The sequence below is a fragment of the Pseudomonas sp. 39004 genome, from assembly GCF_028682155.1.
In the GTDB taxonomy this organism is placed as follows: Bacteria; Pseudomonadota; Gammaproteobacteria; order Pseudomonadales; family Pseudomonadaceae; genus Aquipseudomonas; species Aquipseudomonas capeferrum.
The window spans coordinates 1-11999 of sequence record NZ_JANIAG010000173.1; the positions used below are offsets into that span (position 1 = coordinate 1).

Sequence of the window (11999 nt, forward strand, 5' to 3'; positions counted from 1 at the left end):
ACCGACCGCTCATCGCTTTAGGAATGCTGCATGTCCACCCCCACCGTCCGCGAACAATTCCTTGTCATCAGTGCCCTGGGCCCAAACCCCATGGAACTGGCCAACGTCCTCAGCCGCGCTGCCGTCGAGAACCGCTGCGCGGTAGTCACCTCGCGCCTGAGCCGCCATGGCGAGACCAGCGCCCTGGTGCTGCAGGTCGGTGGCAGCTGGGACGCCCTGGCGCGTCTTGAAGCCTCCCTGCCTGGCCTGGGCAAAAAGCACGGCCTGACCCTCGATGTGGTGCGCAGCGCCGACCAGGAGGTACGCCCGCAGGCGCTGCCTTACGTGGCCTATGTCAGCGCGGCCTACCGCCCCGACATCATCAACGAGCTGTGCCAGTTCTTCCTCGACCACCGTGTCGAACTCGAAGCCATGACCTGCGACACCTACCTGGCGCCACAGACCGGCAGCAGCATGCTCAACGCCCAGTTCACCGTGATTTTACCGGCCGGCACCCAGATCAGCTGGCTGCGTGACCAGTTCCTGGACTTTGCCGATGCCTTGAACCTGGATGCGCTGATCGAGCCTTGGCGCCCACAGAACCCCATGTAAGGAAGCCCCCATGGCCGTAGCACTCGACCAACCCGTTGCCGATTTCCAGGCCCAGGCCACCAGCGGCCAGGCGGTCAGCCTTGCCGAGCTCAAGGGCCGCCAGGTGGTGGTGTACTTCTACCCCAAGGACAGCACCCCGGGCTGCACCACCCAGGGCCAGGGCTTCCGTGACCAGCATGAAGCCTTTGCCGCCGCCAATACCGTGGTGTTCGGCGTATCGCGCGATGGCCTCAAGTCGCATGAGAACTTCAAGGCCAAGCAAGGCTTCCCGTTCGAGCTGATCAGCGACAAGGACGAGGCCCTGTGCCAGCTGTTCGACGTGATCAAGCTGAAGAAGCTGTATGGCAAGGAGTACATGGGCGTGGACCGCAGCACCTTCCTGATCGACAAGGACGGTGTGCTGCGCCAGGAATGGCGTGGGGTGAAGGTGCCCGGGCATGTGGATGCCGTCTTGGCGGCGGCTCAGGCGTTGAACAAGGCTTGAGATTGCCGGGGCTGCTTTGCAGCCCCAAAAATCACAACAGCGGCGCCACTGTCGGCTCTTGCCGCGGCCAGGCATCCAGCACCGCCTTGAAGAGCGTTGCCAGCGGGATCGCAAAGAAGATCCCCCAGAAGCCCCACAACCCGCCAAACAGCAGCACCGCGCAGATGATCGCCACCGGGTGCAGGCTCACCGCCTCGGAAAACAGCAACGGCACCAGCACGTTGCCATCCAGCGCCTGAATGATCGCGTACACCGTCATCAGGTAGATGAACTGATCGCCCCAGCCCCACTGGAACAATGCAATCAACGTCACCGGCACGGTCACCACCACGGCGCCCACATAGGGCACCACCACCGACAAGCCCACCAGCAACGCCAGCAAGGCCGCATAGTTCAGCCCCAGGCTGATGAACGCGATGTAGGTGGCAACCCCGCAAATCAGAATCTCGATGCCCTTGCCGCGAATGTAGTTGGCGATCTGCCGGTTCATCTCGTTGCCCACGCGGTTGAGCAAGGTGCGCTCACGGGGTAGATAACCCACCACCCAACGCCCGATCACCTCGCGGTCCTTGAGGAAGAAGAACACCAGGATCGGCACCAGCACCAGGTAGATCATGGCGTTGACCAGCAGCGGCAGGCTCGACAACGAGAAGGTCAGTGCCCACTGGCCGAACTTGCCGATTTCACCGCGCACCGACTCGATGGCATGCAATACCTGCTCATCCGACACCAGGTGCGGGTAGCGCTCGGGCAGCAGCAGCAACAGCGACTGCCATTTGCCGAGCATGCCGGGCAGCTCGTTGAACAGGGTGATCAGCTGATGCCAGAGCAACGGCACCAGCACCAGCAGGATGACCGCCAGTGCCCCCATGAACAACGCAAACACCACGGCCACCGCCAGCCGGGTGGGTACCCGCAGGCGCTCCAGGGCGTTGACCAGGCCCTGCATCAGAAACGCCAGCACCATCCCCGCCAGCACCGGCGCCAACATGCCGCCCAGGGTCAGTACCGCGGTAAACGCCAGAACCAGCAGGACCGCCAGTACCACCGCCTCCTCATCGGAGAAATAGCGCTGCATCCAGTCGCGAAGCACTTTGAACATTGACGATCCTTGGTTGAGACTCAGGCCTTGCGCAGCCAGTAGGTGTAGGTGCCGGCCTCGGCCGTTTCATGCAGCAGCGTATGACCGGCCAGCTTGGCAAAAGTGCGGAAGTCGCGCTGCGAGCCAGCATCGGTAGCAATCACCTTGAGCACCGCGCCACTGGCCAGGCGGTTGAGTTCCATCTTTGCCTTCAGCAGTGGCAGCGGGCAGTTCAGCCCGCTGGCGTCGAGTTCGGCGTCGCAGGTCAGGGTGTCGCTCATCGGGGTTCTCCACGTGCGGGGCAGACGTCTTTGGTAACAGGCCCGCTAGGATACCGCCACTGGTCGCCAACGTGTGAGCGGGCTACAGTAGAGGCCTTTGACCCGACGCGAGCTTCGTGCATGAATCTACTGCGCCCTACCCTGTTGACGCTGGCCTGCCTGATGGCCCTTCCCGGCCATGCTGACGACCTGCCATCACTGGGTGATGCCAGCTCTGCGATCGTCTCGCCGCAACAGGAGCACCAGCTCGGCCGCGCCTGGCTGAGCCTGTTGCGTGGCCAGGTCAACCAGTTGAACGACCCGCAGCTCAAGGACTACGTCGAAACCAGCGTGTATCGCCTGGCGGAAACCAGCCAGCTGCAGGACCGGCGCCTGGAGTTCATCCTGATCGACAGCCGCGAGCTCAACGCCTTCGCCGCCCCTGGCGGCATCGTCGGGGTCAACGGCGGGCTGTTCCTCAATGCCCAGACCGAGGGCGAATACGCCTCGGTACTGGCTCACGAACTGGCGCACTTGTCGCAGCGCCACTTCGCCCGTGGCGTCGAAGCCCAGCAACGCATGCAACTGCCGATGATGGCCGCCCTGCTGGCAGGCATCGTGCTGGCCGCTGGTGGCGGCGGCGATGCCGGTATCGGCGTGATCGCAGGCACCCAGGCCGCCGCCATTCAGGAGCAGCGGCGCTTCTCGCGGCAAAATGAACAGGAAGCCGACCGCATCGGCATCCAGAACCTGGAAAAGGCCGGTTACGACCCGCGCAACATGCCCAGCATGTTCGAGCGCCTGGCGCGCCAGTACCGCTACGATGCCAAGCCGCCAGAATTTCTGCTGACTCACCCGGTGACCGAGTCGCGGGTTGCCGACACGCGCAACCGCGCCGAGCAGGCGCCCAAGGGCGGCATCGAGGACACCCAGCGCTACCAGTTGATCCGCGCCCGCGTGGCACTCACCTACGAAGGCACCCCGGGCCTTGCCGCCAAGCGCTTCCGCGCCCAGCTTGACGAAGACCCGAAGCTGGACGCCGCGCGCTATGGCCTGGCCTTGGCGCAGATCAAGGGTGGCCAGCTGAACGAGGCCCGCGAGCTGCTCAAGCCGCTGCTGGCCAAGGCCCCCAACGACATTACCTACAACCTGGCGCAGATCGACCTGGACATCACCAACAACCGCCTGGCCGATGCACAGCAGCGCGCCGAACGGATGCAGGGGCTGTACCCGGGCAATTACCCGCTGAAACAGGTGCGCGCCGACCTGCTGGTCAAGCAGAACAAGCCGGCAGAGGCAGAAAAGGTACTGAACGACCTGCTCAAGAGCCGGCCGGATGACCCGGATGTGTGGTACGAGGTTGCCGAAGTGCGGGGGTTGTCGGGCAATACCATCGGCTTGCACCGGGCACGGGCCGAGTACTTCACTTTGGTGGGGGATTTCGACCAGGCCATCCAGCAGCTGGATTACGCCAAACGCCGAGCGGGCAGCAACTTCCCGCTGGCGTCGCAGATCGATCAGCGCCAGCGCGAGATCATGGAGCAGCAGCGGATGGTCAAGGACATGATGGGCCGCTAGGGCACATCTGGACCGCGAATGGGCCGCAAAGCGGCCCCAGCAATATCAGGCGTTACCCGACAACTTCAAGCGCGCCGCCTGAGTAAAATCGAGCATCCTGTTCAGCGGCTTGATCGCCTTGGGCACCAGCGCCGGGTCAACGAAAATCTCGTTGCTGCCCGTGCGCAGGCAATCCAGCACACGCTCCAGGGTGTTCATCGCCATCCACGGGCAGTGCGCGCAACTGCGGCAGGCTGCACCGTTACCGGCCGTCGGCGCCTCGACAAATTCCTTGTCCGGGCACAGCTGCTGCATCTTGTAGAAGATGCCGCGGTCGGTGGCGACGATGAAGGTCTTGTTCGGCAGGGTCTGGGCGGCCTTGATCAACTGGCTGGTCGAACCTACCGCGTCGGCCAGGTCGATCACCGCTTCGGGCGATTCAGGGTGAACCAGAATGGCTGCGTCCGGGTAAAGCGCCTTCATGTCGGCCAGCTGGCGCGACTTGAATTCTTCGTGAACGATGCACGCGCCGTCCCACAGCAGCATGTCGGCGCCGGTCTGCTTCTGAATGTAGCGCCCCAGGTGCTGGTCCGGGCCCCAGATGATGGTCTCGCCGTTGTCCATCAGGCTTTCGACGATCTCCAGCGCGCAGCTGGAGGTTACCACCCAGTCGGCACGCGCCTTCACGGCCGCCGAGGTATTGGCATAGACCACCACGGTACGTTCCGGGTGTTGGTCGCAGAATGCCGAAAACTCTTCAACCGGGCACCCCAGGTCGAGGGAGCAGGTGGCCTCGAGGGTCGGCATCAGCACGCGTTTTTCGGGGGTAAGAATTTTTGCCGTTTCGCCCATGAAGCGCACACCGGCAACGATCACGGTCTCGGCGGGGTGGTTCTTGCCGAAACGGGCCATTTCCAACGAGTCGGATACGCAACCGCCGGTCTCTTCGGCCAGCGCCTGGATCACCGGATCGCAGTAGTAATGGGCGACCAGCACGGCGTTCTGCGCCTTGAGCTCGGCAGCGATGGCCGCACGGTATTCGGCCTCCTGCTCGGCTGTCAGCGGGTTGGGCTGTTTGGCGTCGAGGTGGGCCTGAACCAACAGGCGTTCGGAAATCTGGGTCATGATCGCTGGACCTGCAGGCGCGTGTGCGCATCAAATCGAGTGTATCACCCGGCCCTGGCAGATCGGCTAGGGGCGCCGGACGGCGCGCAGGCCATCACGGCCCTCTGCGGGCGCGGATTATTATCGGACGCCGAAGGCTACAGACAATCGAGGCAATTCAAAAGGGTTTTATGCAGCCTGTACAGCCCTGCAACCGGGTTGCCGGCGACAGGGCTGTACCGCTCAGCCAATCAACCTTGCGGCTGCAAGGCTGCAAGACGCGAGGACATCAGCATCGCGAACGCTTCCACGGTCATTTTCTGGCCATTGAAGTCGACCATGCCATCGGCGTAGTGCAGGCTGCTCACCACATCATTGCCCTGCACCGTGGCCATGCCGCTTTGCAGCGCCATCATGCCGACCATTTCACCCGCCTGGCTGGACTGCATGGCGATCGCCTGGGCATCGGTCTGCCCTTCCAGCAATGCCTGCAAGGTTGCCAGGTCGCCAATCATCGGCTTGGACAGCGACAGCTTGCTCTTCACCTCGCTGATCAGTTGCTTGCTCAACTGGTCAGGCGGCAAGTCGAAGGAGGTCGGGCTGGCGAAGTCCATGGCCAGGTTGAAGCGGCTTTCGCCATTGGCCGTCTTGAACGAGAAGTTTTCCACGGCCAGCTTGGGCTTGGACGCCAACAGCTGTTGCAGGTCGCCCTGGAACTTGGCCTTCTCAGCCTCGTCCATCTGGATCTGTGGCACCGGCTGGCCGGCTGCGGCCGCTGCCTCGAACTCCGGCACGTGCGCCTGGTACCAGTGCGACAGCGCTTGCAGCGCCGGCGCGTTGAGCGACTTGATGCTCACGGCCAACTGAGCATTACCGACCGCGCGGCCGTCCCAGGTGATGTCCGCCAGCGTGTAAGCCACGCGCCCACCCACGGTGTCCGGGCCGTCGAGGGTTTGCACGGCATTTTGCTCGAAGCCTTTGATCAACAGCACCTGCTGCTTGGGCCCCAAGGTGACCTTGGTTTCAGCCAGCGACAGGTCGACGTTGCCGACATAGATCGCATCATGCTTGGTGGCCGCCAGGTCACCGCCGACCTTCAAGCCTTTCAGCTCGAACGTGGCAGGCGGCTGATCGTCGCGGACCACCTTCATCTCGAAGCGCTCGGCACTGCCCTGGAACTGGGTCGCCTTGCCTTCGCGGTCGCCGCTGACTTGCAGCTGCATGCCCGAGAAGTCGAGGCTGTTGCCATCGGTTTCGGTGACCTTGGCCGGGGCCAGCAATACCGTGCTGTCGACGCTGCCGCCGTAACCCAGGCTGGTCTGCGCGCTGACCGGCGACTGCTCGCCCGCTGCGGCGAACCAGGGGGCGGTGAATGCGTCTTTGACCAGCGTGCTGTTGCTGACAGCCAGCACTGGCATCAGCTTCAGCGCCTTGACCCGCGACCAAGGGAACGGGCCATGCTCGATCTGGTCGGTCATGCCCACCTCGAAATTGACCGCCTCGCCGTCGCCGAGGTTGATGTCCTTGGCGGTGAGCCGGTATTGGGCGGTACTGCTGAAGAAGTGCCGATCCAGCGAGACCAGTTCGACGGTCATGCTGCCGCCGACGCCTACCAGGGCTTTCTTCAGTTCAGCGTTGCTGCGGTTGACGGAATATTCCAGCTCCGCAGGCAGGCGCTCGCCGGTGTACCAGGCGCCAGCGGTGGTTGCGACGGCAATGGCAAGGGCCAGGCCGGAAAGGATGCCTACTGATTTCTTCATGAATAAAACCGATTGCTGTCCATAAGGGCTTGCACGCGGCCAGGTGCCACGTAGGGCCTGAAGAATATCACTGCAGCCTGAGGCACGTGACGGCCGAAGCAGAGAAATCCCGCTTTTAGGAAGCGTCTGAAAGGCGCAGGAAACATTTCTGGTTTGTTCAATTTTACGGACATCTAAATCGAGCAAAAGCGCATAAAAGCGCGCAAAAACCGAACAAAACCCTATTCAAATCGATAAATATTTCAGTTTTGCAACATCTTGTCATGTTTAACTTGACACCAACCTACCCATCGTTTTTTATTTTAACCACTTGCACCGCGCCCACCTCACAAAGAACAACCGGCGTCTCGCACGCGCCTCCCTCTGCTCCGAACAATAAAGGTGAACAACATGGAGCCCACCCGCTCGCACTTGCCGCATGCGCCACTCACTGTGCCCGCCGTTCACGCCCAGCCGCAGGAGCCATGCCAGCATGCAGCCTGACCAGAGCGCTACCGGCAGCGGCCAATTCCACAAATCCCTGCGCCTCTGGCACGTGGTAATCATCGGCCTGGCCTACCTGACACCGATGACCGTGTTCGACACGTTCGGGATTGTTTCCGGCATCACCGCCGGGCATGTGCCCAGCGCCTACATCCTGGCGCTGGCCGGCATCCTGTTCACCGCCGTGAGCTATGGCACCCTGGTACGACGCTTCCCGCAATCGGGTTCGGCCTACACCTACACCCAGCGCGCCATCAACCCGCACGTGGGCTTCCTGGTGGGCTGGTCATCGCTGCTGGACTACCTGCTCCTGCCCATGGTCAATGCGCTGCTGGCCAAGCTCTACCTGTCGGCCATGTTCCCCGAAGTGCCGGCGTGGGTGTGGGTGGTCGGGTTCGTCAGCCTGATCAGCCTGATCAATATGCGCAGCATCAACCTGGTGGCGCACTTCAACCTGCTGTTCGTGGCGGTGCAGGTGGCAATCATCGGCGTGTTCATCTACCTCTGCGTGCGCGGCCTGCATCATGGCGAAGGGATGGGTACCACCTGGAGCCTGCTGCCCTTCGCCGACAACCAGACCCAGCTCAGCGCCCTGGCCGCTGGCGCGACCATTCTGTGCTTCTCGTTCCTGGGCTTCGACGCAGTCACCTGCCTGTCGGAAGAAACCCGCGACCCGGGCAAGACCATCCCACGGGCGATCTTCCTCACCGCGCTGATCGGCGGGATGGTGTTCATCCTGGTGTCGTACTTCATCCAGGCCTACTTCCCGACCATGGCGCGCTTCCATGACCAGGAAGCCGCCTTGCCGGAAATCGCCCTGTACGTGGGCGGCAAGCTGTTCCAGTCGGTGTTCATCGCCTGCACCGTGATCAATACCATCGCCTCGGGCCTGGCCTCGCAGACCAGCGTCTCACGCTTGCTGTACGTGATGGGCCGCGACAACGTGATCCCGGCCAGCATCTTTGCCCGCCTGCATTCGCGCTACAAGACGCCGGTCATGAACATCGCGGTGGTGGGGCTGATTTCGCTGTCGGCCATCTTCTTCGACCTGGTCACGGCCACGTCGATCATCAACTTCGGCGCCCTGGTGGCCTTCAGCTTCGTCAACCTGTCGGTGATCAACCACTGCTACCTGCGCGAAGGCAATCGCCAGGGGCTGGCCAACAAGCTCAAGTACCTGGTGCTGCCGACCATCGGCTTCTGCATCATCGTTTCGCTGTGGCTGGACTTGAACGCGCACTCGCTCATGTTTGGTGGCATCTGGGCATTGTTCGGCTTGTGCTACCTGGCCTGGCTGACCAAGGCCTTCAGGGTTGCCCCACCGAACTGCATCGCTGAATGACCCACGCTGCCGACAACGCCCGCGCCTGATAGCGGGCGTTGCGCTTGATCGAAAAGGAAAGCCCCTATGCCGCTGCGCCGCCTCTCCATCCAGTGGAAGATCACCCTGCTTGCCGGCTTGTGCCTGCTGGCCATCGTCGCCCTGCTGGTCGCCACCTCGCTGACCCAGGCCCGACGCAGCGCGGCACTGGTCAACCAGGCCAACACCGAAATGCTCGACCAGAGCGCGCGCCTGCGCCTGCAAGCGCACGCCCAGACCCAGGCATTGCGCATCCAGCGCTATTTCATGGACGCTTACCAGTATGGCAATGGCTTGCGCCGCTTGGTACAGGTATTGAAGGCCCGCGGCGGCAGCGACCTGCGCGGCGACCTGACCCGCGAAGCGCGTGCCAGCCTGGCCGGCAACCCGGATGTGATCGGCCTTTACCTGGTGTTCCAGCCCAATGCCTTGGACCACCAGGACAGCCAGTACATCGGCCAGGATGCCCTGGGCAGCAACGACAGCGGGCGGTTCTCGCTGTACTGGTCGCAACCGCGCCCTGGCACCCTCGAAGCAGAAGCCATGCCGGAATCGATGCTGGCCGACACCCGCACCAGCACCAGCGGCAGCCCGCAGAACCGCTGGCTGACCTGCCCGCAAGAAACGGCCCAGACCTGTATGCTCGAGCCGTACCTCGACGAGGTCAATGGCCGCGAGGTGCTGATGACCAGCATCGCCCTGCCCCTGCTGGAAAACGGCAAGGTCATCGGCGTGGTCGGCCTGGACATTGGCCTGGACAACCTGCAGCAGCTGAGCCTGGACGGCCGTCAGGAACTGTTCGATGGCCAGGGCCAGGTCAGCATCGTCAGCCCGGCCGGCCTGCTGGCAGGCCACAGCCGCGACAGCTCTAAGCTCGGCAAGGCGCTGAGCACGAGCGTGGCGAGCGGCCTGCTGCGGGTTGCCCACCCCTTCGCACCGATCCCCGATGCGCCCCCCTGGCAGGTACTGCTTGAAGTGCCACAAAGCGTCCTGCAAGCGCCGGCAGTCGCCCTCAACCAACGGCTGGACGCGAACAACCAGCGCGCCAACCTCACCAGCCTGATGATTGGCCTCGCCGCTGCCGTGCTGGGCCTGCTGCTGGTCTGGCTGACCGCACGCGGGGTAACCCGGCCGATCCTTGCCGTAGCGGCGCGCCTGGAGGCCATCGCCAGCGGTGAAGGTGACCTGACCCGCCGTCTGGACTACGCCCGCGAGGACGAACTGGGCCAACTGACGGGCTGGTTCAACCGCTTCCTCGACAAACTCCAACCCGTAATTGCCCAGGTCAAGGGCTCGCTGCAGGAAGCCCGCGGCACCGCCGACCAGTCCGCTGCCATCGCCAGCCAGACCAGCAACGGCATGCAGCAACAGCACCGGGAAATCGAGCAGGTGGCCACCGCCGCCAACGAAATGAGCGCTACCGCACTGGATGTCGCCCACAATGCCGCCCAGGCAGCTCAGGCGGCTCGCGGCGCCGACCAGGCGAGCCGCGAAGGCCTGCAACTGATCGCCAGTACCCGCCAGGCCATCGACCGCCTGGCCGCCGACATGACCACCGCGATGGACGAAGCACGCGCCCTGGAAAGCCGCAGCGAGCAAATTGGCTCGGTGCTGGATGTGATCCGCGCCATTGCCGAGCAGACCAACCTGCTGGCGCTCAATGCCGCCATCGAAGCCGCCCGGGCTGGCGAAGCCGGACGCGGTTTTGCCGTGGTCGCCGACGAAGTGCGCAGCCTGGCCCAACGCACCCAGGTATCGGTCGAGGAAATCCGCCAGGTCATCGAAGGCTTGCAGCAAGGCACCGAGGATGTGGTGGGCGCCATGCATGAAGGCCAACGCCAGGCTCAAGCCAGCGCGACGCGCATGGAGCAGGCACTGCCGGCCCTGCAGCGAATTGGCGAGGCGGTGGCGGTGATCAGCGACATGAACCTGCAGATCGCCTCGGCAGCGGAAGAGCAAAGTGCGGTGGCCGAGGAAGTGAACCGCAACGTGGCCGGCATCCGCGATGTGACAGAATCGCTGTCTGGCCAGGCCGAGGAGTCGGCGCGGATCAGCCAGGCACTGAACCGGCTGGCCAACCAGCAGCAAGCCTTGATGGAGCAGTTTCGCGTCTAGTCTGTACTGGCCTCTTCGCGGGGCAAGCCCGCTCCCACAGGACTATCACCAGCCTTGAGAGCGGTGCCGCACCTGTGGAGCGGGCTTGCCCCGCGAAGAGGCCGGTACAGGCAACCCACCTTTTGAAAGAGCTTTACCCATGGAAGCAGCAAACAAACCCCCATTCTTCGACATCACCAGCGAACAAGGCCTGCTACGCACCTCGATCGCCGTCACCCTGTTCATCGCCACCATCGGCATCGCCTTCGGCCTGGCCTCCGGCTCGTTCTCGATCATCTTCGACGGCGTCTATTCACTGGTCGACGCCAGCATGAGCGGGCTGTCGCTGGTGGTGGTCAAGCTGATCACCTCGCACACCACCACCGCGCACATGTCACGCAAACTGCGCGAGCGCTTCACCATGGGCTTCTGGCACCTGGAGCCGATGGTGCTGGCGCTCAATGGCATCCTGCTCAGCGGCGTGGCCATCTATGCGCTGATCAACGCCGTCAGCAGCGTGCTGCAAGGCGGGCGCCACCTGGAATTCGGCATTGCCATGGTCTACGCGGTACTGACCGTGATTGCCTGCGTGACCATCGCGGTGATCGAAGCCCGGGCCAACCGCAAGCTGTGTTCGGACTTCGTGCGCATGGACGTCAAGGGCTGGGTGATGTCGGCCAGCATTACTGCCGCGTTGCTGATCGCCTTCTGCTTTGGTTATGCCGTGCAAGGCACGCAGTGGGAGTGGATGTCACCGTACATCGACCCGGCGGTACTGGCACTGGTCTGCCTGGTGATCATTCCGTTGCCGTTGTCGGTGGTACGCCAGGCATTTTCGGAGATTTTCCTGGTGACGCCGGGCGACCTCAAACTGCATGTCGACGAGGTCGCCAAGGCATTCGTCGCGCGCCACGGCCTGCAGTCGTACCGCGCTTATGTGGCCAAGGTGGGGCGCTCGCGGGAGATCGAGCTGTACTTCATCGTGCCGACCGGCATGGGCGCGAAAACCATCGATGAGTGGGATGCACTGCGCAACGAGATCGGTGATGCCGTGGGCGGCGAAGGGCCGGACCGCTGGCTGACCGTGGTGTTTACCGGCGACCCGGAATGGGCCGAGTAACGGGGCCGCTTTGCAGCCCATCGCCGGCTTGCCGGCGATGGGCCAAGGCAAGCAACACAAGCCAGAAACGACAAAGCCCGCTACCGGCAACGGTCGCGGGCTTTG

The 11999-nt window shown here is 63.4% G+C and carries 10 protein-coding genes and 1 pseudogene; 7 read left to right on the forward strand and 4 right to left on the reverse strand.

Going from position 1 to position 11999, the window contains the following annotated elements; genetic code table 11:
• Window positions 1-30 precede the first annotated feature (30 nt).
• Both NP534_RS22370 and NP534_RS22375 read left to right on the forward strand, forming a co-directional pair.
• Window positions 31-591, forward strand: a complete 561-nt coding sequence (locus NP534_RS22370) for a glycine cleavage system protein R (protein ID WP_033699827.1) — start codon at window positions 31-33, stop codon at window positions 589-591.
• Window positions 592-601: 10 nt separating this feature from the next.
• Window positions 602-1075, forward strand: a complete 474-nt coding sequence (locus NP534_RS22375) for a peroxiredoxin (protein WP_156311203.1) — start codon at window positions 602-604, stop codon at window positions 1073-1075.
• A gap of 31 nt (window positions 1076-1106) precedes the next feature.
• Here NP534_RS22375 and NP534_RS22380 read toward each other — a convergent pair whose 3' ends face one another.
• Together NP534_RS22380 and NP534_RS22385 are read right to left on the reverse strand one after the other, a co-directional pair.
• Window positions 1107-2177 carry an AI-2E family transporter gene (locus NP534_RS22380; RefSeq protein WP_186658352.1) on the reverse strand — a complete coding sequence of 357 codons (1071 nt, stop codon included), beginning with the start codon at window positions 2175-2177 and terminating at the stop codon, window positions 1107-1109.
• Between the two features lie 20 nt (window positions 2178-2197).
• On the reverse strand, window positions 2198-2437 hold the full coding sequence (locus NP534_RS22385; RefSeq protein WP_027594652.1) for a sulfurtransferase TusA family protein: 240 nt from the start codon (window positions 2435-2437) through the stop codon (window positions 2198-2200).
• Between the two features lie 120 nt (window positions 2438-2557).
• Between NP534_RS22385 and NP534_RS22390 the strand changes: the two genes are divergently transcribed.
• Window positions 2558-3994: a M48 family metalloprotease gene (locus tag NP534_RS22390; RefSeq protein ID WP_033699831.1), complete on the forward strand. Its 1437-nt coding sequence runs from the start codon at window positions 2558-2560 to the stop codon at window positions 3992-3994.
• A gap of 45 nt (window positions 3995-4039) precedes the next feature.
• On the opposite strand, the gene nadA is transcribed toward NP534_RS22390, so the two are convergent.
• Entirely contained in the window at window positions 4040-5098 is a 1059-nt protein-coding gene (gene nadA / locus NP534_RS22395) for a quinolinate synthase NadA (RefSeq protein ID WP_186658350.1), read from the reverse strand.
• Between the two features lie 230 nt (window positions 5099-5328).
• On the reverse strand, window positions 5329-6837 hold the full coding sequence (locus tag NP534_RS22400) for a YdgA family protein (protein WP_274100146.1): 1509 nt from the start codon (window positions 6835-6837) through the stop codon (window positions 5329-5331).
• A gap of 472 nt (window positions 6838-7309) precedes the next feature.
• On the opposite strand from NP534_RS22400, the gene NP534_RS22405 reads away from it, so the two are divergent.
• The 4 genes and pseudogenes from NP534_RS22405 (at window position 7310) to NP534_RS22415 (ending at window position 11894) form a co-directional block, all read left to right on the forward strand.
• A complete protein-coding gene (locus NP534_RS22405) occupies window positions 7310-8662 on the forward strand; it encodes an APC family permease (protein ID WP_033699834.1) in 1353 nt (450 codons plus the stop codon).
• Window positions 8663-8947: 285 nt separating this feature from the next.
• Window positions 8948-9937: pseudogene (locus tag NP534_RS26895) on the forward strand (PDC sensor domain-containing protein); the annotation flags it as partial.
• 102 nt (window positions 9938-10039) lie between these two features.
• Window positions 10040-10795, forward strand: coding sequence for a methyl-accepting chemotaxis protein (locus NP534_RS26900; protein WP_371925451.1), 756 nt, complete (start codon window positions 10040-10042; stop codon window positions 10793-10795).
• A 139-nt stretch (window positions 10796-10934) separates the two neighbouring features.
• A complete protein-coding gene (locus NP534_RS22415; protein ID WP_274100148.1) occupies window positions 10935-11894 on the forward strand; it encodes a cation diffusion facilitator family transporter in 960 nt (319 codons plus the stop codon).
• Window positions 11895-11999: the final 105 nt, after the last annotated feature.